This window comes from Acidisoma sp. S159 (genome assembly GCF_009766125.1).
GTDB lineage: Bacteria > Pseudomonadota > Alphaproteobacteria > Acetobacterales > Acetobacteraceae > Acidisoma.
This window is the reverse complement of record NZ_LMUG01000009.1, coordinates 80,314-102,765: the sequence shown is the minus strand read 5'-3', so window position 1 is coordinate 102,765 and position 22,452 is coordinate 80,314. Positions and strand designations below refer to the sequence as shown.

The 22,452-nt window shown below is 64.4% G+C and carries 21 protein-coding genes and 1 pseudogene; 16 read left to right on the top strand and 6 right to left on the bottom strand.

The genetic code is table 11. The annotated features are described in order from the left end of the window. Nucleotides 1-170: 170 nt before the first annotated feature. The 4 genes from GSQ92_RS05850 to GSQ92_RS05835 all read left to right on the top strand — a co-directional run bounded on the left by GSQ92_RS05850 (nt 171) and on the right by GSQ92_RS05835 (nt 4,362). Nucleotides 171-620 (top strand): cupin domain-containing protein, encoded by a 450-nt coding sequence (locus tag GSQ92_RS05850; protein WP_371418072.1) that lies wholly within the window; start codon nt 171-173, stop codon nt 618-620. Between the two features lie 73 nt (nt 621-693). Then, nucleotides 694-1,878: a glycosyltransferase gene (locus tag GSQ92_RS05845; protein WP_371418071.1), complete on the top strand. Its 1,185-nt coding sequence runs from the start codon at nt 694-696 to the stop codon at nt 1,876-1,878. Between the two features lie 25 nt (nt 1,879-1,903). Then, nucleotides 1,904-3,379: a glycosyltransferase family 39 protein gene (locus GSQ92_RS05840; protein WP_158805522.1), complete on the top strand. Its 1,476-nt coding sequence runs from the start codon at nt 1,904-1,906 to the stop codon at nt 3,377-3,379. A 2-nt stretch (nt 3,380-3,381) separates the two neighbouring features. Then, nucleotides 3,382-4,362: a threonine/serine dehydratase gene (locus GSQ92_RS05835; RefSeq protein ID WP_158805677.1), complete on the top strand. Its 981-nt coding sequence runs from the start codon at nt 3,382-3,384 to the stop codon at nt 4,360-4,362. A gap of 174 nt (nt 4,363-4,536) precedes the next feature. On the opposite strand, the gene GSQ92_RS05830 is transcribed toward GSQ92_RS05835, so the two are convergent. Both GSQ92_RS05830 and GSQ92_RS05825 read right to left on the bottom strand, forming a co-directional pair. Further along, the gene (locus GSQ92_RS05830) at nt 4,537-7,740 is read right to left on the bottom strand and encodes an efflux RND transporter permease subunit (protein ID WP_158805521.1); all 3,204 of its coding nucleotides are present in this window, start codon (nt 7,738-7,740) and stop codon (nt 4,537-4,539) included. Beyond that, entirely contained in the window at nt 7,741-8,919 is a 1,179-nt protein-coding gene (locus tag GSQ92_RS05825) for an efflux RND transporter periplasmic adaptor subunit (RefSeq protein WP_158805520.1), read from the bottom strand. Nucleotides 8,920-9,092: 173 nt separating this feature from the next. Here GSQ92_RS05825 and trpS point away from each other — a divergent pair, with 173 nt between their 5' ends. From trpS to GSQ92_RS05790, 6 genes and pseudogenes are all read left to right on the top strand, one after another. Then, nucleotides 9,093-10,100: a tryptophan--tRNA ligase gene (trpS, locus tag GSQ92_RS05820; RefSeq protein ID WP_158805519.1), complete on the top strand. Its 1,008-nt coding sequence runs from the start codon at nt 9,093-9,095 to the stop codon at nt 10,098-10,100. Between the two features lie 117 nt (nt 10,101-10,217). Then, nucleotides 10,218-10,835 (top strand): imidazoleglycerol-phosphate dehydratase HisB, encoded by a 618-nt coding sequence (gene hisB / locus GSQ92_RS05815; protein WP_158805676.1) that lies wholly within the window; start codon nt 10,218-10,220, stop codon nt 10,833-10,835. Continuing rightward, nucleotides 10,832-11,467 carry an imidazole glycerol phosphate synthase subunit HisH gene (gene hisH / locus GSQ92_RS05810; protein ID WP_159013118.1) on the top strand — a complete coding sequence of 212 codons (636 nt, stop codon included), beginning with the start codon at nt 10,832-10,834 and terminating at the stop codon, nt 11,465-11,467. The genes hisB and hisH overlap by 4 nt, the downstream gene beginning before the upstream one ends. A 65-nt stretch (nt 11,468-11,532) precedes the next feature. After that, nucleotides 11,533-12,838, top strand: a pseudogene (hisA, locus tag GSQ92_RS31570) (1-(5-phosphoribosyl)-5-[(5-phosphoribosylamino)methylideneamino]imidazole-4-carboxamide isomerase). A 9-nt stretch (nt 12,839-12,847) separates the two neighbouring features. After that, entirely contained in the window at nt 12,848-14,170 is a 1,323-nt protein-coding gene (locus GSQ92_RS05795) for an MATE family efflux transporter (protein WP_216850559.1), read from the top strand. Between the two features lie 199 nt (nt 14,171-14,369). Beyond that, entirely contained in the window at nt 14,370-15,098 is a 729-nt protein-coding gene (locus tag GSQ92_RS05790) for a hypothetical protein (RefSeq protein ID WP_158805515.1), read from the top strand. A gap of 83 nt (nt 15,099-15,181) precedes the next feature. On the opposite strand, the gene GSQ92_RS05785 is transcribed toward GSQ92_RS05790, so the two are convergent. From GSQ92_RS05785 to GSQ92_RS05775, 3 genes are all read right to left on the bottom strand, one after another. After that, nucleotides 15,182-16,699 (bottom strand): DNA polymerase Y family protein, encoded by a 1,518-nt coding sequence (locus GSQ92_RS05785; RefSeq protein WP_159013117.1) that lies wholly within the window; start codon nt 16,697-16,699, stop codon nt 15,182-15,184. Next, complete coding sequence (locus GSQ92_RS05780) at nt 16,617-17,387, bottom strand: ImuA family protein (RefSeq protein ID WP_158805513.1); 771 nt, start codon at nt 17,385-17,387, stop codon at nt 16,617-16,619. Before GSQ92_RS05780 ends, GSQ92_RS05785 begins: the two co-directional genes overlap by 83 nt. Nucleotides 17,388-17,456: 69 nt before the next feature. Further along, nucleotides 17,457-18,035: a lipocalin family protein gene (locus GSQ92_RS05775; RefSeq protein ID WP_216850558.1), complete on the bottom strand. Its 579-nt coding sequence runs from the start codon at nt 18,033-18,035 to the stop codon at nt 17,457-17,459. A gap of 53 nt (nt 18,036-18,088) precedes the next feature. Between GSQ92_RS05775 and GSQ92_RS05770 the strand changes: the two genes are divergently transcribed. After that, a complete protein-coding gene (locus GSQ92_RS05770) occupies nt 18,089-18,364 on the top strand; it encodes an Lrp/AsnC ligand binding domain-containing protein (RefSeq protein WP_158805512.1) in 276 nt (91 codons plus the stop codon). An 18-nt stretch (nt 18,365-18,382) separates the two neighbouring features. Here GSQ92_RS05770 and GSQ92_RS05765 read toward each other — a convergent pair whose 3' ends face one another. Further along, complete coding sequence (locus GSQ92_RS05765; protein ID WP_159013116.1) at nt 18,383-18,703, bottom strand: hypothetical protein; 321 nt, start codon at nt 18,701-18,703, stop codon at nt 18,383-18,385. 175 nt (nt 18,704-18,878) lie between these two features. On the opposite strand from GSQ92_RS05765, the gene GSQ92_RS05760 reads away from it, so the two are divergent. The 5 genes from GSQ92_RS05760 to GSQ92_RS05740 all read left to right on the top strand — a co-directional run bounded on the left by GSQ92_RS05760 (nt 18,879) and on the right by GSQ92_RS05740 (nt 22,422). Continuing rightward, nucleotides 18,879-19,835, top strand: coding sequence for a metallophosphoesterase (locus tag GSQ92_RS05760; protein ID WP_158805510.1), 957 nt, complete (start codon nt 18,879-18,881; stop codon nt 19,833-19,835). Nucleotides 19,836-19,858: 23 nt separating this feature from the next. Beyond that, nucleotides 19,859-20,182, top strand: coding sequence for a cupredoxin family copper-binding protein (locus tag GSQ92_RS05755; RefSeq protein ID WP_159013115.1), 324 nt, complete (start codon nt 19,859-19,861; stop codon nt 20,180-20,182). A gap of 137 nt (nt 20,183-20,319) precedes the next feature. After that, nucleotides 20,320-20,535 carry a hypothetical protein gene (locus GSQ92_RS05750; protein ID WP_158805508.1) on the top strand — a complete coding sequence of 72 codons (216 nt, stop codon included), beginning with the start codon at nt 20,320-20,322 and terminating at the stop codon, nt 20,533-20,535. 529 nt (nt 20,536-21,064) lie between these two features. Beyond that, entirely contained in the window at nt 21,065-21,640 is a 576-nt protein-coding gene (locus GSQ92_RS05745) for a sigma-70 family RNA polymerase sigma factor (protein ID WP_158805507.1), read from the top strand. Next, entirely contained in the window at nt 21,637-22,422 is a 786-nt protein-coding gene (locus GSQ92_RS05740) for an anti-sigma factor (protein ID WP_158805506.1), read from the top strand. Before GSQ92_RS05745 ends, GSQ92_RS05740 begins: the two co-directional genes overlap by 4 nt. Nucleotides 22,423-22,452: the final 30 nt, after the last annotated feature.

Sequence of the window (22,452 nt, the reverse complement as noted above, 5' to 3'; positions counted from 1 at the left end):
TTCTTCCTACGATCCTCTGGGAAACAATCAATTTCTACCCTAACGATGACTCACGGCCATGACAGCGTGCTTTCGAGTATAGCGCGGTTGATTGGATCGACTTGCCGGCCTCGACCGGCTGCGGGTCAGAAGGCGCCGGAGACCACTCCCATGCCCGCTCGCGAGGAGCCGTGATTTTCGGTGTTGCAAACATATCGGCGGAGGAGGTCGTCGCCTCGCTCCAGCTGATCCCCCACCCCGAGGGTGGCTTCTACCGGGAGACTTTCCGGGCGCCGTCGGAAACGGTCGGTGGACGCGGTGCCGTGACGGCCATCTATTTCCTGCTGCCGCGCGGTGTCGTTAGCCATTGGCATAAGGTCGATGCCGTCGAGATCTGGCTCTGGCATGCCGGGGCGCCGCTAATGCTGGAGGGCGCCCCGCTGAGCGGTCCCGTTGCGGCGGTGCGGCTCGGGCCAGGACTCGGGGCCGGCGAGGAGTTGCAGCACAGCATTCCTGCCGATGAATGGCAGCGGGCCTGGAGCCTAGGGGACTGGACGCTCGTGTCCTGCATCGTCGCACCGGCCTTCGATTTTGCGGGTTTCGAGATGGCGCCGCCCGGATGGCATCCCGAAAACGCCTAAATGCTGCCTGAAATCCAGAGGATACCGGCACCCGCCCTCAACGTCCCTGTTGCCGGCAGGAGGGTTCCGCAGGATGAACGACCTCGTCATGGACCGATCGATTTCTGAGCAGGGCGCCGCAGCAGCCTCAGCCCCTTGGGCGAGGCCCGAGGGCATGGCCCCCGCCATCTCGACGGTGGCGGAGTTGTCCATCGTTGTGCCCTGCTTCAAGGAGCGGCCGAACGTGGCGCCGATGGTCGAGAGGGTCGCGGCCGCCCTTCCCGGCGTCGCCTGGGAAATCATCTTCGTCGATGACGACAGCCCCGACGGCACGGCCGCCGCCGCGCGGGCCATTGCGGCGCAGGATCCGCGGGTACGCTGTATCCGCAGGATCGGTCGCCGAGGCCTCTCTTCTGCCGTGGTCGAAGGCGCCCTCTCCTCCTCAGCCGCGTTTGTCGCGGTGATGGATGGCGATTTGCAGCATGATCAGACGGCGCTGCCCACCATGCTGGCGCGGCTGCGGGCCGGCGGCTGCGACATCGCGATCGGCAGCCGTCATGCGCTGGGTGGGTCGAATGACGGCCTGTCCTCCGCCATGCGTCATCGGATCTCAAATGCCGGGATCAGCATCGCGCAGCGGGTGTTGCCGATGCAGGTGAGCGACCCGATGAGCGGCTTCTTCATGATGCCTCGGCCGCTTTTCGAGGAAATCGCGCCCCGCCTCTCCGCCCAGGGCTTCAAGATCCTGCTCGACGTGATTCTCTCCGCACCGCGTCGCCTCCAGCTGCTGGAGATCCCGTGTCAGTTCCACCGGCGGGAGGCTGGCGAGAGCAAGCTCGATACGCTGGTGATGATCCAGTTCGCGGCACTGCTGGTCGATAAGGGGTTGGGCGGCGTGGTGCCGCTGCGGTTCGTCGCGTTCGCGTTGGTGGGGGCGCTGGGCATGGTGGTGAACCTCGCCGTGATGCTTGCGGGACGCGCCAGCGGCCTCGACTTTCTGACGGCGGAGATTATCGCGATCGCGATCGCCATGCTCTTCAACTTCCAGCTCAACAATCGGCTGACCTATCGGACGCACCGGCTGCGCGGGGCACGGCTGTTGCGTGGTCTGGTGCTGTTCATGATTGTTTGTGGCCTTGGCGCGGTGGCGAATATCGGCATCGCAACGGCGCTTTATTCGGATGGGCATCGCGGTATCGCCGCAGCCGCGATTGGCGCCGCGATCGGCGTGGTGTGGAACTATGCGGTGTCCTCGACCCTGGTCTGGCGCACGACCTGAGCCTCGGGCATAGGCTGCGGCCAGCATGACTGGCCGCAGCCGCCCCTCCGACTATTCCCTTTTCCTTCTCGCCATTGGCGGCCTCACGGTGCTGCGGCTCGCAGTGGCGGCGGCGGTACCGGTGTCGCCCGACGAGGCTTATTACTGGATATGGTCGCGCGCGCTGGCGCCGGGGTTTCTCGACCATCCGCCGATGGTGGCGCTGTGGGTGAGGATTGGCACGGCGCTTTGCGGCGACGGGGGTTGCGGCATCCGGCTGCTGGCGCCGCTTTCGGCGGCGGCTGGTTCACTGATGATCCAGGATGCCGCACGGCGTTTGGGTGCGGGCCGAGGCTATGCCTCGGCGGCGCTGCTCAACGGGACGCTGTTGTTCGGCGCGGGTGGCGCCTTGATGACGCCCGATACGCCGCTGCTGTTGTTCTGGATCGCCACGCTTTGGGCGATGGCGCGCATTGTTTCCGGCGATTCGGGCTGGTGGTGGATTGCGGTCGGGGTCGCAGCGGGATTGGCGCTCGTCAGCAAATACACCGCGGCGCTGCTGCTGCCGGGGATTGGGCTTTGGTTGCTGCTGCTTCCGGCGGGACGGCGCTGGCTGCGGGATCCACGGCCCTGGGTTGGGCTGCTGCTGGCGCTGCTGTTGTTCTTGCCGGTCATCCTGTGGAATGCCGACCATCACTGGGCGAGTTTCCTCAAACAGGGAGGCCGCACAGGCTCCTGGCATCCGGCGCGCGCCATGCAGTTCCTTGGCGAGCTGATTGGCGGGCAGCTTGGTTTGGCGACGCCGCTCATCTTCGTGCTGTGCGTGATGGGTCTGTGGACGGCGACGCGCCGCGCCGTTTCGACGCGCGACCCGGCGGCGGGATTGCTCGTGGCGCTGGGCGTGCTGCCCGCCCTCGTCTTCGTGCAGCACGCGCTGGGTGACCGGGTGCAGGGGAATTGGCCGGAGATCGTCTATCCGGCCGCCGTCATCGCCGCGATCGCCGTGCCGCTGACAGCGCGGATCTTGCGGCCGGCGATCGGGCTTGGTTTCGCGTTAACCCTCCTCGTTTACGTGCAAGCGATAGGGAGCCCGCTGCCGCTCGGTGGAGTGAGCGATCCGACGATTCGCGTGCTTGGTGGCTGGGCGCCTTTCGCCGCCACCGTGGAGGATCGCGCAAAAGCGATGAAGGCGAGTTTCGTCGCTGTCGATGAATATGGCCTGGCGGGCGAACTCGCCTTGCGCTTGCCGGCGACATTGCCGCTGGTGGCCGAGGACCCGCGTTGGTTCCTGTTCCGCTTGCCGCGCGCCACCCTTGCGCCTGGGGCACTCGGCTTGCTCGTGCGGACCGATCGCCGCCGCACGGCGCCCGACGCGGCCCCCTGGTCGGCGATCGCGAAGACCGGCGATATCGGACGCGGACGCCATGGCCGGATTGGCGAGAGTTATACCCTCTATGCCATCACCGCGGGTCCGAACGCAGGCCAGTTGCTGACACGTTTGCCCTCAGGAGACGCGCCTTGACGATGATGCCGCCCAGTTATGATGACCTTATGGCCGCCCGCGCGCGGATCGGTGACCGGGTGCGGCATACGCCGCTGCTGCGGAGCGCGGTGCTCGATCGCGCCATCGGCGGCACCGTTCTGCTCAAGCCCGAGGCTTTGCAGCACACCGGCAGTTTCAAGCTGCGCGGAGCCATGAACGCGGTGCTGAGCCTCGCGGAAGCGGGCCATCGCGCGGGGGTCGTCGCCTTTTCCTCGGGCAATCATGCGCAGGCAGTCGCCTATGCGGCGGCGTCGGTGGGGATGCCGGCCACGATTTTCATGCCGGCCGATGCGCCAGCGATCAAAACCGCCGCGACGCGCGGCTGGGGCGCGACCGTCATTCCCTTCGACCGTCTGCGAGACGATCGCGAAGCGCTGGCCCGCGCGGAGGCAGAGCGGATCGGCGCGGCGGTCATCCCGCCCTTTGACCATCCGCATGTCATCGCCGGCCAGGCAACCGCCGCGCTGGAACTCGCCGAGGATGCGGCGGCTGGGGGGCTCGACATCGATGCGCTGCTGGTGCCGGTAAGCGGCGGGGGTCTTATCGCGGGCTGCACACTGGCGCTGGAGCATGATTTCTCGTCGGCTCGTGTCTATGCCCTGGAGCCGGAGGGGCGGGACGATCTGCGCCGTTCGCTGCTGTCGGGCCAGCGGGAGCAGAACGGCGATGGCGGTTCGGTTCTTTGCGATGGGCTGATGTCGGCGTCTCCGGGCGAACTCACCTTCGCGATCAACCGCGAGCGGCTGGCGGGCGGAGTGGTGGTGACCGATGACGCAGTGCTGCGGGCGATGGCTTTCGCGTTCCTGCACCTCAAACTCGTGCTGGAACCGAGTGGCGCGATTGGACTTGCCGCCTTGCTGTCCGGCGCCTTTGACGGACGGGATCGCACGACCGCCGTGGTTCTCAGCGGCGGCAATGTCGATCCGGTGATCTTCGAGCGAGCGCTGGCGACACTGGCCTAAAAAGGCGCCAAGCTAGGCCGCGTGGTGATCCAATTGAACCGCGACCCAAAGATCCGTCATGGCACGCGAAGGCGTGCCATCCACGCCTTGCTCGCTCCACGAAGGCGTGGATTCTCGGCCTTTGCAGAGCATGACGGGGTGAAATAGCACCGTCCGGATCAGAGACATTCTGCTCTAGTGGTGCTCGGGCCCCGGTAGAGGTTCGCTTGGAGGCGGAGCGTGCGGTGCTTCGTGGAATTCCATCGCCTTCATGCGGAAGATATGGACGCGGGCCCATTCGCGCATGGTCTGGAAGACCGTGTAGAGCATCGGGATCACGAAGATGCCCACGAAGCTCGCGGCGATCATGCCGAAGAACACCGGCGTGCCCACCGAGCGGCGGCTGATCTGCGCCGCGCCCGTCGCGATCACCAGCGGCACGAGGCCGAGGATGAAGGCGAAGGATGTCATCATCACCGCGCGGAATCGCAGCTTGGAACCCTCGACCGCCGCCTGACGGATCGGCTTGCCCATCTCGCGCTGCTCTTTGGCGAATTCCACGATTAGAATGCCGTTCTTGGCCGAGAGCGCGATCAGGGTGACGAGGCCGATCTGGGCATAGAGATTGAGAGCCAGACCGGTGACAGTCAGTCCGATGAAGGCGCCGACGGCGGCGACCACCACCGAGATCAGAACGGACATCGGGATGGTCCAGCTCTCATAGAGAGCGACGAGGAACAAATAGGCAAAGAGCACGGCGAGCGCGAGCACGATGCCGGTCTGTCCGCCCGCCTGGATCTCCTGATAGGCGGTGCCTGTCCACTCGTAGCCATAGCCGTTGGGCAGCACCTTGTCGGAAATCTGTTCCATCGCGGCGAGCGCCTGCGAGGAGGATTCGCCGGGTGCCGGCGAGCCGTCGATCGTGACCGAGCGGACGTTGTTGTAGCGCGTGATGACCTGTGGACCCGTGACGATGCTCATCGTCGCGAGGGAACGCAGGGGCACCATGTCGCCCTGGGCATTGCGAATGTAGATCTTCCACAAGGAGGCAAAGGCGTTGCGGTCCTTGCCCTCGCCCTCGACGTTGACCTGCCAGACGCGGCCGAACAGGTTGAAGTTGTTGATGTAGAAGCCGCCCATCGTCGCCTGGAGCGTAGTGAAGATGTCGTTGATATTGACGCCGAGCGCCTGCGCCTTGTCGCGGTCGATGTTGAGATAGACCGAGGGGTTGCTGGCCGAGAAGGTCGAGAAGACACGGCTGAGGCGCGGGTCGGTATTGGCCGCAACGAGCAGGCTGCCGAGGACCGAGGCCATGTCCTGCGGCTCCTGCCCGTTTAGCGCCTGCATCTGGTATTCGAAGCCGCCACCGGTTGAGAGGCCGATGATGGGCGGCAGATTGAACGGGAAGACGTTGGCCCCGAGGATCTGCTGAGACTCACCGAACATGCGGCCGATCAAGGCGTTGACCGTTTGCGCGGGATGGGTGCGATGGGAGAAGCCGGCCAGCCTCGCCACGACGAAGGCCGCGTTAGGCTCCGCCGCGCCGTCCAGGATCGAGTAGCCGACGATCGAGATAACGTGGGCGACGCCGTCTTCGGCCTTGATCATGCCGGCGACGCGATCGACGATCCCCTGTGTGCGGTTGATGGATGCGCCGTCCGGGAGCTGGACAGCCGTGAAGTAGGCGCCCTGATCTTCTTCAGGAAGGAAGCCGCCGGGTGTTCGCGCTGCCAGGAACAGAACCACTGCGGCAGCGATCGCGATGACGGGAACCACGAGCAGGGCGAAGCGCACGAGGCGCGCGACGACATTGCCGTAGCCGTCTCGCACATGGTCGATGCCGCGGCTGAGGCGCGAGAAGGGTCCCTTGCGGGTCTCTCGATTCTTCACCGGTCGCAGGAAGAGCGCGCAGAGGGCGGGCGAAAGCGTCAGCGCATTGGTGGCCGAGATCAACATGGTCACGCTGATGGTGACCGCAAATTGCTTGAAGAGCTGGCCCGACAGGCCGGGGATGAAGCCTACCGGTACGAACACCGACAGCAGCACCAGCGAGATCGCGATGATGGGGCCGAAGATCTGCCGCATCGCGAGCTTGGTGGCATCGGCCGGGGTTAAATCCGGTCTCTCCTCCATGACGCGTTCGACGTTTTCGACCACGACGATCGCGTCATCAACCACCACGCCGATCGCCACGACGAGCGCCAGCATCGAAATCGTATTGGCCGAGAAGCCGAGGGCGAGCAGGATCGCGAAGGCGCCGATGAGGCTTACAGGCACCGCGACAGCGGGAATGATGGTCGCCCGGATATTGCCGCCGAGGAATAGGAAGACGACGAGCACGACGAGGGCAAAGGCTTCCAGGATGGTCTTGACCACCTCGTGGATGGTGTCGTTCACGAAGTCGCTGGTGTCGTAGATGACCTGGGCTTTGAGGTCCGGCGGGAACCGCTTAGACAGATCGGCGATGACATCGCGCACCCGCTGCGAGGTCGCGACCGCATTGGCGCCCGGTTCCAGGTAGATACCGATGCCCAGCGCCGGCGCGCCGTCGAGCTGCGCCTGGGTGTCCTGGCTCTGCGCGCCGAGTTCTATTCGCGCGACATCCTTGATGCGCAGGATCGAGCCGTCCTGGTTGGCACGCAGTACGATATTGCCGAACTGTGTCGGCGTGACGAGGCGCCCCTGGGTCTGGATATTGACCTGGAACTGCTGCTCGGGACCGATTGGTTCGGCACCGATGGTGCCTACCGCCGCCTGCACGTTCTGGCTGTTGATCGCGTTGATGATGTCAAGCGGCGCCAGGTTGAGCTGGGTCAGCCGCGCCGTGTTCATCCAGATACGCATCGAGTAGTTCTGCGCGCCGAACAGGAAGGCCTGACCCACGCCCGGCGTGCGCGACAGCACGTCGAGCACGTTGATCGTAATGTAGTTGCTGATGAAGAGCGGTTTGAGCGTCTTCTTCGGGCTCGAGAAGATAACGAACTGCAAAATGGCGGAAGACTTCTGCCGCAGCTGGACGCCTTCGAGCTGGACCTGCTGCGGGAGCTGCGACAGCGCCTGGGTTACGCGGTTTTCGACGTTCACCACGTCGATGTTGGGATCGGTGCCGAGCGCGAAGCTGACGGTCAGGCTGTAGCTGCCGTCGTTGCCACTGTACGAGCGCATGTACAGCATCTTGTCAGCGCCGACGATCTGCGCCTCGAGCGGCTGCGCGACGGTCGCCTCCACCACGGCGGCCGAAGCGCCCGGATAGCTGGTGGTGACCGAGACCTGCGGCGGCACGATGTCGGGGAACTGCGCGACAGGGATGCGCAGCAGCGCCAGCAAGCCGGCGAGCGTGATCAGAACCGCGATGACGACGGCGAGCCGCGGCCGATCGATGAAGACGGAGGAAATCATCTAGTTGGCAGTTCCGCTCGTCCCAGCCGAGGCATCGTAATTGGGCGGCGTATAGGGCACCGGCTTGACGGAAGCGCCCGGCTTCACCCGCTGTACACCGTCGGCGACAACGGTCTCGCCGGGCTTGAGGCCGGAGGTGACGACGGCCAGGACATTCGCCGAATCAGCCAGCGTGACGTTGCGGCGCTGGGCCTTGGAATCGGCCCCAACGACGAAGACATAGTCGCCCTGCTGGTCGGCCAGGATCGCCGAGCGTGGCACGGTGATCTGCTGCTCGGGCGAGGCCGACTGCAGGTAGACGGTCACAAAGCCGCCATCCACGAGGGTGCGATTGCCCTCGGTTCCGTCAGGTGCGCCGCGGTTCGGATTGGCCACCACCGCGCGCAGTGTCACGGTGTCGGTGGAGGAGCTCACGGAGATGCCGGAGAAGTCGATCTTCGCCGTTTTGTCGTACATCTTGCCGTCAGGGAGCTGAAGTTTAACGGTCAGCGCCTGGAGGCCGCCTTTGCCGGAATATTCATCCTGAAGCTGGTTCAAGGCGAGCTCGGACACCGGAAAGAGCACGTATTCCGGATCCTGGCTCACGATCGTCGCGAGCGAGCCGCTGGTGGGCGAGACGACGTTGCCGGGGTCGGTTGAAAGGCCGATCCGGCCATCGACGGGGGCAGCGATGGTCGTATAGCCGAGATTGATTTCGGCCTGCAGGAGCTGCGCCTGCGCCGTCATGAGCTGCCCCTGATTGGACCCGGCTGTCGCGACGTCGGTATCCACGGTGGATTGCTGGCCGGCTGGCGTATTGAGCAGGGTGCGGGAACGGCCGAGGCTGATCGTCGCATTGCGAAGCTGGGCCTGAGCCTGGGCGACCGCGCCCTGGGCTTGGAGCACGGCTGCCTTATAGGGCGGCTGCTCGATCACGAAGAGAACTTGGTCCTTCTTGACGTCGCTGCCTTCCTTGAAATTCCGCTGCTCGAGGAAGCCAATGACACGGGCCTGGAGTGTTACGCGGTTGATCGCCTGGATGCGGCCGACATATTGGCTGGACTGGTAGATCGGCTTCAGCTCGGCCTTCACCACACCAACAGCAGGCGGTCCACCACCCATCTGGGCGCGGGCAGCCGTGCCACTGGCAGCGAGCGACCCGGCAAGGAGAAAAGCGGCGGCGGGGTAGCGGAGCCTCATTCGGGCCATCCTAACGCTCACTTACAGGCGACGGCGCAATCTTTAGAGACGAGCTGACCGATCGGTCAACTTGCATGGCGCGGCGCAGCATCGCGTCTGCCCGGTGGTTCGGCGATTGACGTTCCCGCCAGTTGCGCGGAAAAGCCGCCGCCGGCGACAGGAGATCAAGGTCCATGCAACGCGTATTCTCGGGGATCCAGCCTTCCGGAATCCCAACTCTTGGCAATTACCTTGGCGCCATCCGGAACTGGGTCGCCCTGCAATCCGACCACGAATGCTTGTATTGCGTCGTTGACCTCCATGCGCTCACGGTATGGCAGGAGCCGGAAGCGCTGAGGCGCCAGACGCGGGAAATGGCCGCGGTTATCGTTGCCTGTGGTGTCGATCCCGACCGTCATATCCTGTTTCATCAATCGGCCGTTCCGGCCCACGTCCGCCTCGCCTGGATTTTCAATTGCGTTGCACGGCTAGGCTGGCTGAACCGCATGACCCAATTCAAGGATAAGGCGGGTAAGGACCGTGAGGCGGCGTCGGCCGGTCTCTATGTTTACCCCAATCTCATGGCCGCTGACATCCTGGCATATCACGCTACCCGGGTACCAGTTGGGGATGACCAGAAGCAGCATTTGGAGCTGGCCAATGATATCGGCCAGAAATTCAACCACGACTATGGCGGCGAGTTCTTTCCCACAATCGAGCCATTGATCATCGGCGGAGCGACGCGTGTCATGTCGTTGCGCGACGGCACGAAGAAAATGTCGAAATCCGATCCCTCCGACCAGAGCCGGATCAACCTCAATGACGAGCCCGAGGTTATCGCCGCCAAGATCCGGCGCGCGCGCACTGACCCCGAGCCGCTGCCGAGCGAGCCAGCGGGCCTGGAAGGGCGGGCCGAGGCGCGCAATCTCATCGGCATCTATGCGGCTCTGGCCGAGACGACGGCGACGGCGGTGCTGGAACAGTTCGGCGGCCAAGGTTTCTCGGCATTCAAGGAGGCCCTGGCCGAACTCACGGTCACCAAGCTTGCCCCTATCGCGCGTGAGACGAAGAGGCTGCTCGCCGATCCGGACCACGTTGACTCCATCCTGTCGGCCGGTGCGGTGCGGGCGGCTTCGATCGCCGATCCGATTGTCGCTGAGGTCGAGGCCCGCGTGGGCTTGCTGCCGGCGCGGCGCGGCTGAGATGAGGTCTTCCCGGCCCCGGAAGGACCTTGGTGCGTGCTTGATCCGCTCGGGATCGTCATATGCCGGGCACCGTCCGGGCGCGACAGGCAACCTCTAATGGACTATGAACGCGCCATGGATGCGCCCGCCCCTCCGGCTGCCCGCTGCCATCACCTCACCCGCCGCACGTCGGAGACCGAGGTCACCCTTCGCCTCGATCTGGATGGCACCGGCGAGGTGCGCGCCGCAACCGGCATCGGCTTCTTCGACCATATGCTGACCGCCCTCGGCCGCCACGCGCTGTTCGATCTGGACATCCAGGCGCAGGGCGATCTTCACGTCGATTTCCACCATACCGTCGAGGATGTTGGCATCGTGCTCGGCCAGGCGATCCTGCAGGCGCTCGGTGAGAAGCGCGGCATCACGCGCTACGGCCATTCGGTGGTGCCGATGGATGAGGCACTGGTTGAGGCGGCGGTGGATCTCTCCGGCCGCGCCACGTTTGGCTGGCAGGTGCGCTTCACCCGGCCGAAGATCGGCGAGATGGATACTGAGCTGTTCGAGGAGTTCTTTCGGGCGCTCTCCGCCAACGGGCTTTTCGCGCTGCATCTGATCCAGAGGGCGGGGCGCAACGATCACCATATCGCCGAGGCCTGCTTCAAGGCCGCTGCGCGGGCGCTTCGCATGGCGGTCGAGCCGGATGCCCGGCAGCTCGATCGCGTGCCATCGACGAAGGGATCGCTCGCCGGATGAAGGTCGCGGTTATCGACTATGGCAGCGGCAACCTCGCTTCCGCGTCCCGGGCGCTTGCCACGGCGGCGGAGCGGGCTGGGATCGCCGCCGAGGTGGTGATCACCGCCGATCCCGAGATGGTGGCTAAGGCCGACCGCATCGTGCTGCCGGGCCAGGGCGCCTTCGCGGATTGCATGGGCGGTCTCGACGCGGTGGACGGGCTGCGGCCGGCGATCGAAAGCGCGGTCGCGGGCGGCGCGCCTTTCCTCGGCATCTGCGTCGGCATGCAGCTTATGGCGGAGCGCGGGTTGGAATTCGGCACGACACCTGGCCTCGGCTGGATTGGCGGCGAGATTTCGCGCATGGCCGCGCCCGGCCTTCGGCTGCCGCAAATGGGCTGGAACGAGCTCGACTTCGAGCCTGGCAGCCATCCTTTGCTCGATGGGTTGGAGCGCGGGGACCACGCCTATTTCGTCCATAGCTTCGCTCTGGCTGAAGGTGCTGCGGAGGAATGCCTGGCGACGACGGATTACGGTGGTCCGGTTGTGGCTATCGTGGCCTCGGGCAATCGGGCGGGGACGCAATTCCACCCGGAGAAGAGCCAGGCCACCGGTCTGCGCATTCTCGGCAATTTCCTAGGCTGGTCGCCATGAGCGCCATCGACGACGACACCGCATTTCAGTCCGCGGCGCTGCCCGCCGATCTCGAACCTCGGGCGATCGGACGCGAGCCGACGGCGAAGCTCTCGGTGGAGCGGATTTCGTCGTTCAACGAGGAGGACCTGCTCGCCCTCTGCGAGGCGACGGATGCCGCCATTATCGACGGCGGCGGTTTCGGCTGGATCACGCCACCGGGGCGGCAGGTGCTGGAGAGCTATTTCCGCGGCCTGCTCATGGTGCCGGAGCGCGAGGTCTATGTCGGGCGAGTGGACGGCATCGTCTGCGGCTCGACCCAGCTTGTCCGTCCGTCGCGGAATAACGAGGCGCAGGCGATGGCCGCGGTCATCACCCAGGCCTTTGTCGCGCCTTATGCCCGCCGTCTCGGCCTTGCCCGGATGCTTGCGTTGCGGGTGGAGGAACGGGCGCGCAGCCTGGGCTATCAGGTGCTGAACCTCGATGTGCGCGAGACACATGAGGGCGCCATCGCGCTCTATGAGGGTCTCGGCTACCAGCGCTGGGGCACCCATCCCGCCTATGCCCGCGTCGGCGGCCAGATCATCGCGGGCCATTACTTCTATAAGTTGCTGCAACGGAAGAGCTGAACGCGCCTTGCCCGCCCTGCCCCGTGATCAGCCCCTCACCGTCTACCCGGCCATCGACCTCAAGGGCGGCGCCTGCGTGCGGCTACGTCAGGGCGAAATGGACCAGGCGACCGTCTACGCTACCGATCCAGGCGCGCAGGCGGAGGCGTGGCAGGACGCCGGGGCGACGTGGTTGCATGTCGTCGATCTCGACGGGGCCTTCGCCGGGCGGTCGCGGAATGGCGACGCGGTGGCCACTATTCTGGGCGTCGCCAAGGTGCCGGTGCAGCTTGGCGGCGGCATTCGGGATATGGTGGGCATCGAGGCGTGGCTCGCCGCCGGCATTCGCCGGGTCATCCTCGGCAGCATCGCCGCGCGGGACCCCGAGCTGGTCCGTGCCGCTTGCCGCCGGTTTCCTGGCCGCATCGCGGTCGGCATCGACGCGAGGGACGGCATGGTGGCGACCGAGGGCTGGGCCGCGACCTCAACCATCACGACGATCGAGCTGGCGCTGCGCTTCGAGGATGCCGGGGCAGCGGCGGTGATCTTCACCGATATCGGGCGGGACGGAATGTTGTCCGGCCTCAACCTCGACCAGACGGCAGCACTGGCGCGCGCGGTGACAACGCCGGTGATCGCCTCGGGGGGTGTGGGCTCCGTCGCGGACCTGCGGGCGCTGCGCGCTGTCGCCTCCGAGACACCGGGCATCGAGGGGGTCATCATCGGCCGCGCGCTCTATGATGGCCGGCTGACGCTGGCCGAGGCCCAGGCCGCGATCGGCTGATCGGTGGGCGTGAGCGGAGCCTCTGGCATCGAGACGGAGATGCCGGGGCATCGCGCGGTACTGGCCATCGCCCTGCCGATGATGCTGGCCTATCTCAGCACGGCGCTGGTGGGCGTGGTTTCAACGGCGGCGGTGGGTCGGCTGGCCGACCCGGAACTCTCCGCCGGCATCGCCATCGCCGCGATACTCTTCGACCTCCTGCTGACGAGCCTGAGTTTTTTGCGCAGTGCAACGCTCGGCCTTGTGGCGCAGGCGATGGGCCGGGGGGATGTGGCGGAGATGCGCGCGGTGCAATTGCGCGCGCTCGTGCTGGCGATGCTGCTGGGTTCGGTGATCGTCGCGCTGAGCGGGCCGGAGACGCGGTTCGGGCTGCCGCTGCTAGGGGCGCATGGGCGGGTCTTTGCCGCGGCGCGTGATTATACGCTTATCCGTATCCTTTCGGCGCCAATGGCGCTGGGCAATTACGCGATCCTTGGCGTGCTGCTCGGGCGCGGGCGTGCCAGCTGGGGTCTCGCGCTGCAGATTCTCCTCAATGGCACCAATATGGCGGTCTGCGCCTGGACCGTGCTGGCGCTGGGCTGGGGCGTAAGGGGCGCGGCCATGGCCGCTTTCGCCGGCGAAACGGTGGCTTTCGCGGCGGGGCTGCTTTTGCTGTGGCGATGGAGCGGACTGTTCGCGGCGGGTGCGCGCATCGCGCTATCCGATCGCGACGGCTGGCGGCGCATGGGCGTGCTCAATCGCGACATTCTCATCCGCACGCTCGCGCTGCTCTTCGCTTTCGCTTTCTTCACGCGGCAGAGCGCGGCTTTCGGGGCGGTGGTGTTGGCGGCGAATGCCATTCACATGCAGTTCTTCGCGCTGGCGGCCAATTGTCTGGACGGGTTCGCGGCGGCGGCGGAGCAGCTTGCCGGGGTCATGATCGGCGCAAGCAACAGAGTTGGGTTCCGCCGCGCGGTGCGCCTTACATTCGGCTGGAGTCTCGCGAGCGGATTGGCGCTCACCTTGGCCTATTTCGCGATCGCGCGGCCATTCGTGGCAGTGCTGACCGGCGCGCCTTTGGTGCGGCAAGCGGCAATGGAGTCACTCGGCTGGGCGGCGTTAATGCCGCTGGCGGGTGCCGTGGCTTTCCAGATGGACGGCATCTTCATCGGCGCGAGCTGGTCTCGCGATATGCGCGACATGATGCTGCTGTCGCTCGCGATTTTCCTGCTGTGCTGGGCGGTATTGGCGCCGCTGCTGGGCAATAGCGGGTTGTGGATCGCTTTCCTGGTGTTTCTCGCGATACGAGGCTGCACGCTCGGCTGGCGGCTGCGGTTCAGGATGAGGGATTAATCCCGGCGCAACTCTTCCTGAATAGAGACTAAAATCAAATCCACGAAGGTTCAGCATGCACATTGCACCGGTTCGATCGGCTCCGACCTCAGCGCGGGCTTTCCATGCGGACAACGGTTCCAACATCCCATTTGCCGTCAACTCTCGAAGATCGGCGTGGCAAAAGTCCCATCCGACGCGAATGCTGGGAGGCGGCAGCTTGACCGTCGAAACCCGAGAGGACGAGGCCCCCGCCACGGCGAAGGAAGTCCAAACACTAAAGAAAATTGTCGAGAGCGAAAGAGTAAAGATTCAATCGGCGTGCGACGCTGTCGCGGGCCATTGGGACGAACGCACCCGGAGAATAGCGGCCGAGTGTTTTCTCCTTCCGCTGTCCGGTCCTTCGCCTGAGCAGGCCGCCACCATAAAACGCGCCCTATCGCGTATGCATATCGATACGCGTGGCGATGTCACCATCAAGCTGATGGGCGCTAAGGAAACGGCCGAGTTGAATGGCGCCCTTGGCTGTGTCATGATGACACCCACGCGGAAGCTTGCGGAAAAAGGCCATTCAACTGTCCGCAATATGTGGACCGGGAAGACACTGTTTCCTGGAACAGTAAGGATAAACCGCAAGTTCCTAAAAGATAGTCCAGGTTTGTGTGACTGGATCGCTGGCCATGAACTGAGCCATCGTGCTGCAGGTACTGTGGATTGTACCGATTCCGATATGTTTTCACACCAACATCCATCAGCGGGATACGTAGATGTCGACGAATATTTTCAGTCAGGAAAGATCCGCTTTAGAGGATTGCCGACAAATCCAGACGCGATGATTTGTAATGCGGACAGCTATATGGGTCTCATAACTAAACTACATGATACACGCGTGCCAGCATCCGGACCGCGGAGAAATGTGGAAACCCCGCGTCACCAGCTTTGGGCTTAAGGTTTCATCTTGATGTTCGGGACACGTCAGAAGCCTAAAGCGCCGGAGAGTAGATTGCATAAAATTGGAATCTCCCTCCCCGATCAAAACAGCCCGTGCAGGAACCAGGATAAATCGCCGGTGATACGTTCGATGCCGTCGCCTCGCCGGTAGAGCCAGAAGCGGCGGCCGTCGAGATCCTCGACAGCCCAGTAATCGCGGACCGCGCGCATTTCGGCATCGCGGCGCCACCATTCGCCGAAGATACGCTCGGGTCCGTCGGCGCGGTGGATGCGGTGGCGGTGGCGGCGCCAGACGAAGAAGGCAGGCGCCTGATCCGGCAAAATCGCCAGCGCCTCCACCCGCTGCGGCGGAGAGATCAGGCGCACGGGGCGTGGCAAGGTCGAAGGCCAGGCGAGGCCGGGCGCCGGATCGAGCGGCGCGCGACGTTCCGCCGAGCGTTCCGGCACATCGCTTTCCACCGGGGCCATGCGATAGACCCGCGCGGCGCCAAAGCGGTTGGAAAGGCGATCTACTAAAGGGCCGAGGTCGGTCGCCTGCGTTTCGCTAGGCAGAACACGAAGCTGCTCCCCGGCCAGCGGTTCGGCGAGCGGCACCCAGAGGGTCATCGCCTCGACACCCAAACCGGGATCTACCGTTTCCAGCCATTCGCAGAGGAGTTTGGCGAGATACGGCGGATCGCGCACGGGCCGGGCGGTGCCGATGGTGATGAGCTGCATACGGCCATCCACCCGCTCGAAGACAAGATCCAGGCGCCGCGCGCCCTCTCCCCGCCGCTCCAGGCCGGCGGCGACGGCGCGGGTGAGGCGGGCGATGATGTTGGTGAAGGCTTCGCCCGTCAGCAATGGCTCGGCAAAGGTCAGGCGCTGGCGAATGAGGGAGGTCGGCGGCACCGGCTCCAGCGGCTCGAAACTATGGCCGAGGGCATGATCCAGACGGCGCATGAGTCCCTCGCCGAACCGGCGGACAAGCGGGCCGCGCGGTGTGGCGGCGAGTTGACCTATCGTCTCAAGCCCCACGCGGTCGAGCGCGGCAGAGACATCGGTGGTCAGGCGAAGTGCCGTAACCGGCAGCGGTGCCAGGGCCGGCACCGTGCCGCCCGGCGGCACGATCGTCGCGGGCGTTGGGCCGTGGCGCGCCATGGCCCAGGAAGCGGCGGGCGTATCGGCCAGAGCCGCGCGGGCGGCCAGGCCGTTGCGGGCAAGACGCTGCAGCAGATCGGCCAGCATCGCCGCCTCGCCGCCATGGAGGTGATCGGCGCCTGTGCTGTCGATGCGGATGCCGTCCGGCGGATCGGCGGCGGTGAGCGGCGCATAGCGCTGGCACCAGATGGCGAGGTCACGCAACGCCGCCGCATCGGCGGCCGTATCGGCATCGATCACGGTGAGGCCGGGGCGCATGGCTTGTGCCTGGGCGAGCGGCATGCCGGCGCGCAGCCCCATCGCCTGCGCCGCCGCATCGGCGGAGGCGATGACCATGCGCCGGCCGTCATGCATGCGCGTGATGAGCGGGACGGATCTATCCGGCGCGTCGCTTCCCAACTGGCGGCGCCAGCGATCGGTCGGCCAGGTTGGTAGCCAGACGCAGGCGACCCTTCGCATCACAAGCCTCCACGATCCAGGATGCGGGCTCAGCGCCGCGGCATCGGACAAGGTCGATCCGCCAGCGCATCGGGCCGAGCCCCTGCACCTTCGGCGCGTAAGGCACTGGCGGCGCCGATGGCAGGCTGCCGATGCGCCAGCGGCTGACCGCGGCGAGCGGCGCCGCCAAAGCCGGATCCGCTGACTTCCGGCTACGGCGCAAAGCGAAGGCGACGACCCCCGAACCTTCCGCCGCGAGTTGCAGCCGGCGCGAGGCTGTCAGATCGAGCCGCCCCACCTCCCCCACCACGCCGGCAAGGCCGGGATGACGCAGCCCCTCCTCCATCGCGAGCAGCACACGGTTCCCAGCCGCGACATGCAGGATGCGGCCATGGCCGAGCCCGACGCCGGCAAGCGCCGGAGCGAAGAGGTCTCGCCGGTCGGCGGCCCAGATCACGGTGCCGGAGATGCGCGCGAGGATGCCGGCCACCATCAGGGCGGCGGCACTCGCATGCTCCTGTCCGGGCCCGGTATCGGCGACCTCGTGCAGACAGCCGAGGGCGAGGCCGCCTCCGGGCAGGTGGTTGTCGATTTCCTCCAGGCCAAAGGGCAGATTCCGGCGGTCGGCGGCCTGCGCGTTCTGCCGCTCCAACCGCGCGATGGTCTGACGCAGCTCCGCCAGCGAATGCGTCGTCGAGAGGGTATTCACATGCGATGTTCCTAGCCGAATGCGAACATAACGTGAACATGCGCAAGGCGGAAGGTGGGTCAGCTAAGCTCAGAGTTGGGGCGGGGTCCTGACCAGCGGGCCAAGGTCGAAGCCTTGGCCGGCCGCCGTCGCGGTGGCACGGACGAAAATGTCCTGCGGCAGGGTCGGCGTGCGGGATAGCACCCAGAGGTAGCGGCGATCAGGCGTGCCCACCACGGCCCAGCGGTAGTCGGGATCGAGGCCGATCACCCAATAATCGCCGAAGAAGGGCCAGAAGAAGGTCACGCGAAGCTTGGCGCCGGAAGGGTCCGCGACCTTCGCCCAACCCTCCGACATGCGGGTCTTGCCTTTGCCGAGATCCCGGCAGGCGTTCCGCACGGTGATCTTGCCATCCGGCCGCTGGATATAGGTCGCGGTGACATCGACGCAGCGCAGCTTGCCGCCATCCTCGAACCTGTTGGGGTAGCGCGCGACCTCATGCCAAAGCCCGGCATAACGCTGGAGATCGACCTGCGGCACGGTGCGCGGCGGTGCTTGACCCGTGGCACAGGCGGCCAAGCCGAGAAGGGCGAGATAGGCGACATTCCGCATGACGATCCCCCGGACCGCGACAAGATACCCCTCGCCGGTCCATAGAGAGATGGGCATCGCCTAGCAGGGCGGGAAGCCCGGGAGACCTCGGTGAGGCGATCGGAGGACAGATGACGGCGATCAAGGCGCGGACGATCTTCGTGCAGATCAAGTGCCACCTCGGCACATCCTATGAGGTAGCGGCGCGCATTCTCGACACTGTGGAGCCGGTGGCGGAGATCTTTTCGACATCCGGGCAATATGACTTGCTCGCCAAGTTCCGTCTGGCCGAAGGGCAGGATCCGGGGCTGTTCGTGACGACAGTGCTACAGAAAGTCGAAGGCGTCGCCGATACCTATACGATCATCGGCTTCAACGCCTTCACCCCGGAAAGCGATCCGGCTTAGCGCAAGGCTAACCCCAAATCAGGGCGCGGCATGGAACCCGGCGCTGTCAGCTTCGGCCTTGCAGGCATAAAAGCCATGCGCGCCACCCGACGATCCCGCCGAGAGGCTGTAGGTTAGCTCCGAACCGGAAGACCACACGATCGTATCACCGGGGCAATGCGCTGAAGCGGCGGCAGCCGTCGCGAAGCGATGGGATGTGCCAAGGCCAGAGGTTGCCCCTTGAGCCTCGCTCGCCGAGGAGGAGGTCGCTGTCTGTGCCATAGCGCCAGAGGCCGCACCGAGAACGATGGCAAGACTCAAAACGGGGAGCATGCCCCGTCTGCATAGATAAGACTTCATCGCCTTCTCGCTCCTTTTAGCTGAGTTGGTTGTTTCGGAGGTGGCCAGCACCCGGTTGATTGCAAGGGTTGCGTCAAAATCGGAAAAACTGCCTCACCGGAAAAAAAATCAAGCGACGGAGAATAAAGCGCGTCTCCCCTCGGTCTCTACCTCAGACACATGAGGAGACGTGACGATGAACGAGGTTTTTGACGCTTCAGAGACTAGCCGAAATGGCGGGAAGTCTCGCCGTGAGGCGCTGGAATGCATGGTTTGGGCCGGTGCCGGGGTATTATGGACGGTCACCGGCGGCGTGCCGCATTCCCGACTGATCGGAGCCGCAGAGGCAGCTACCGAATCTGACGCCACTTTCAGTTTCCTACAGATCAGCGATAGCCATATCGGCTTCAACCATCCGCCGAATACCGATACGCCCGGCACGCTGCAGGCGGCCATCGCATTGGTGAATGCTCAGAAGAGCAATGCTGGCCTAATGATTCACACGGGCGATGTCAGCCATTTGTCGAAGGCAAAGCAGTTCGACACAGCCGACCAGATCATCCGTGGCGCGAGGCTCGACACTCATTACGTGCCGGGGGAGCACGACGTGCTATTCGACGACGGCAAGGCTTTCTTCGCGCGCTTCGCACCAAAGGCTCCACGCGGCTGGTATTCTTTCGATCAAGCCGGCGTCCATTTCATTGCACTCAACAATGTGCAGAATTTCAAGGCCGGCGGGATGGGCAATCTTGGTGCCGATCAGCTCGATTGGCTCGCCAAGGATTTGGAGGGCCGTTCGGCAAGTCAGCCGATCGTTGTTTTCGCCCATGTTCCACTCTGGACTGTGAGCGAGGCATGGGGCTGGGGAACCGCCGATGCAGGGCAGGCTCTCACACTGCTGCGCCGCTTCGGCTCGGTCACCGTGCTTAACGGACATATCCATCAGATCATGCAGAAAGTCGAAGGCAATTGCGCCTTCCATACCGCGCGCTCGACGGCTTTCCCGCAGCCGGCGCCCGGAACCGCCGCGTCGCCAGGGCCGATGAAAAACGTCCCGCCGGGCCATCTGCGCGCCATGCTTGGGATTACGAAAGTCACGCGAGTCCGGACCGCGACACCGCTCGCCATCATCGACACGACGCTCGCTGCCTGACATCCGACTCAAGGAAAATTCTTATGACCAGAATTAAATACGCCGCGATCCTCACCTGCGCGCTGCTGCTGACTGCCCGAACCGCCTTCGCGGCGGATGCGCGGGTGACGATCGACAATTTCAAGTTCTCGCCTGCGCAACTCGTTGTCGATGCTGGAACCCGCGTGATCTGGACCAACCAGGACGACATGCCACATACCGTGGTGGAAGCGACCGCGGCGCCGACGATCTCGTCACCGGCGCTCGATACCGGCGATAGCTTCGCTCATGTATTCACCAAGGCTGGCACGTATCACTATTACTGTTCAGTGCATCCATACATGTTGGGCACAGTCGTCGTGCGGTAGGTTTTCCAAGCACATCTTTTGACGGACGCATTTCTTTACGCTCACGGCTATATAAAACGCAGAATAATTCGAATAGACGGAATAAATCGAGCCACGTTGTGGTCTCTTAGATACCAACACATACAAGGAACGACAAAATGAAAAGCATTCTGATGGCGGCTATCGCGGCGGTGACGCTCGGCATGACGGGGGTCGCGATGGCTGGTCAGCCGGTCTCGAGCCACAATTCGTACAAAGAGGCGCGGAACGAGACTGTCTTGCCGAATCAGCACCCCACTTACCTTGCCGGTAATAGCACTCAAGGTAGCAACAGCGTTGTTATGCCAAGTCAGAGACCGGATTATCTCGCCTAATATCTAGATCGGTCAATACATACAACCTTCTGGTTCTTCCGATCTCGAAGCCGGCGGCGATCCTCGCGTCACCGCCGCGCTTTGCCGAATTAGTTTCCTTACACAGAATTGGATCTGTCATGCGAAAACTATTGTCCGCTATTGCGGTATGCGTTGCACTCGCCGGATGCGCGGTGTCCGGACCGCCGCAGGTATCCGAACTTTCTTTGCCCGGCGAAGGCTCGGCCGCAACCGCCGGTGCAGGCGATGCCGCCGCTCAAACCGCCTTCTATACCCAGCAAACGTCAACCGAAGGCCACCGATATACAATGGGAGGTTGATCTGCTTTTGTTTGCAAATAGGGCGGGCTGGCCGGTAGCTGCGCAATGCCACCCGCTCGACACCGGCGACGGCTAAGTCTATGTTTGGGGCAGGTCGGGCATATTTCGGTATAGTGCTCGACATGCCCTTGGCTTCGGGGCGCCACGGGGTTGTAATGACTTTCCCGGCTCCGCGGCAACGGAGTCATAGAGGTGACGAGAGCTGTTCGATGAAGTGGCCTCTGCGACCGGCTACCGATCGGTTAAAGAGCCCTGCGGACAGCACGACATTTGAGCAAGTCGTATTGCCGCACCTCGATTCCGCAAACAATCTTGCGCGATGGCTCGTGCGGGATGCGAGCCTCGCCGAGGACGTGGTGCAGGAAGCCGTGCTTCGCGCTTTGAATTACTTTCCGTCGTTTCGCGGCGGCGATGCGCGCGCCTGGCTCATGCAAATCGTCCGCAATGCTGCTTACAGCACTCTTGCGGCCCGAAAGCAGACCGTCGAAACGCGGCATGCCGGGGCGTCGTCCTTCGCCGACGACGATGTTGTTCTGAATATTCCGGATCCGTCGGACGATCCTGAGGAGGCGCTGGCTCATCGCGAACGGCTCGACAGTCTCGAACGTGCCCTTTCCGCCTTGCCAGTGGAGTTGCGTGAATGTCTGGTTCTCCGGGAGTTGGAGGAACTTTCCTACAAGGAGATCGCTCAGGTCATTGGCCTACCGGTCGGCACCGTCATGTCGCGGCTTTGGCGGGCACGCCAGGCGATCCTCGGCACGCAGGTTGAAGGAGAAGTGGTTTGAGCGATAGCACCTGCGACGAGATGCAACTGCTCATCCAAGCCGATGTCGATGGCGAACTGCCGGTGGCCGATGCCGCGCGCGTGGGCGCCCATCTGGAGCGCTGCCCGGCCTGCGCGGAGACGCAAGCTCAGCTACTCGCACTGTCCCGCCGATTGCGGGAGGAGGCGCCCCGCTACACGGCGTCCCAGGCATTGCGCGACGCTATCGATGGCGCCATCAGGGCCGCCGCCCCCGCCCCAGTGCCGAGCGCGCGTCGCGCTAGGCGATCGCGTTGGCAGGTCCGGCTGCCTTTCGCATCCAGCGCCTCCTTCGGTGCAGGCTTCGCGGTCGCCGCTTCGTTAGGGCTGTTCCTCCTGCTTCCCAGCGGAGGAGTGGCCCTACAGGATGCTGTGGTTTCAGCCCATATCCGGGCACTTCAGCCAGGGCATCTCATGGATGTGGTTTCGACTGACCAGCACACGGTCAAGCCCTGGTTCGACGGCCGACTGCCGTTCGCGCCACCCGTAAAGGACCTGACGTCGAAAGGCTTCCCTTTGGTCGGCGGGCGGCTTGAATATCTCGACGGGCGCCTAGCGGCAGCGCTGATCTACAAGCATGGCAAGCATATCATCAACCTGTTCACCTGGCCCGACACGAATGCCGTCACACCCATCTCGTCATCCGGGAGCCGCGACGGCTATAATTTCCTGCATTGGAATCAGGACGGGGCCACTTATTGGCTGGTATCCGATGTAAACGCCCAGGATTTGGCGGAGTTCGTGCGGATCTGGAAAAGATTCTAAGCGCAGCGCTGAGAATGTGCGAGCCGCCCT

Bases quoted from the DNA above. Each gene is read 5' to 3' on its own strand.
- GSQ92_RS05840 (WP_158805522.1), top strand. From the start codon at position 1,904: ATGACTGGCCGCAGCCGCCCCTCCGACTATTCCCTTTTCCTTCTCGCC.
- trpS (WP_158805519.1), top strand. From the start codon at position 9,093: ATGCAACGCGTATTCTCGGGGATCCAGCCTTCCGGAATCCCAACTCTT.
- GSQ92_RS05835 (WP_158805677.1), top strand. From the start codon at position 3,382: ATGATGCCGCCCAGTTATGATGACCTTATGGCCGCCCGCGCGCGGATC.
- GSQ92_RS05775 (WP_216850558.1), bottom strand. From the start codon at position 18,035: ATGCCCATCTCTCTATGGACCGGCGAGGGGTATCTTGTCGCGGTCCGG.
- GSQ92_RS05845 (WP_371418071.1), top strand. From the start codon at position 694: ATGAACGACCTCGTCATGGACCGATCGATTTCTGAGCAGGGCGCCGCA.
- GSQ92_RS05750 (WP_158805508.1), top strand. From the start codon at position 20,320: ATGAAAAGCATTCTGATGGCGGCTATCGCGGCGGTGACGCTCGGCATG.
- GSQ92_RS05745 (WP_158805507.1), top strand. From the start codon at position 21,065: ATGAAGTGGCCTCTGCGACCGGCTACCGATCGGTTAAAGAGCCCTGCG.
- hisH (WP_159013118.1), top strand. From the start codon at position 10,832: ATGAAGGTCGCGGTTATCGACTATGGCAGCGGCAACCTCGCTTCCGCG.
- GSQ92_RS05785 (WP_159013117.1), bottom strand. From the start codon at position 16,699: ATGCGAAGGGTCGCCTGCGTCTGGCTACCAACCTGGCCGACCGATCGC.
- GSQ92_RS05755 (WP_159013115.1), top strand. From the start codon at position 19,859: ATGACCAGAATTAAATACGCCGCGATCCTCACCTGCGCGCTGCTGCTG.
- GSQ92_RS05760 (WP_158805510.1), top strand. From the start codon at position 18,879: ATGAACGAGGTTTTTGACGCTTCAGAGACTAGCCGAAATGGCGGGAAG.
- GSQ92_RS05830 (WP_158805521.1), bottom strand. From the start codon at position 7,740: ATGATTTCCTCCGTCTTCATCGATCGGCCGCGGCTCGCCGTCGTCATC.
- GSQ92_RS05770 (WP_158805512.1), top strand. From the start codon at position 18,089: ATGACGGCGATCAAGGCGCGGACGATCTTCGTGCAGATCAAGTGCCAC.
- hisB (WP_158805676.1), top strand. From the start codon at position 10,218: ATGGATGCGCCCGCCCCTCCGGCTGCCCGCTGCCATCACCTCACCCGC.
- GSQ92_RS05825 (WP_158805520.1), bottom strand. From the start codon at position 8,919: ATGAGGCTCCGCTACCCCGCCGCCGCTTTTCTCCTTGCCGGGTCGCTC.
- GSQ92_RS05765 (WP_159013116.1), bottom strand. From the start codon at position 18,703: ATGAAGTCTTATCTATGCAGACGGGGCATGCTCCCCGTTTTGAGTCTT.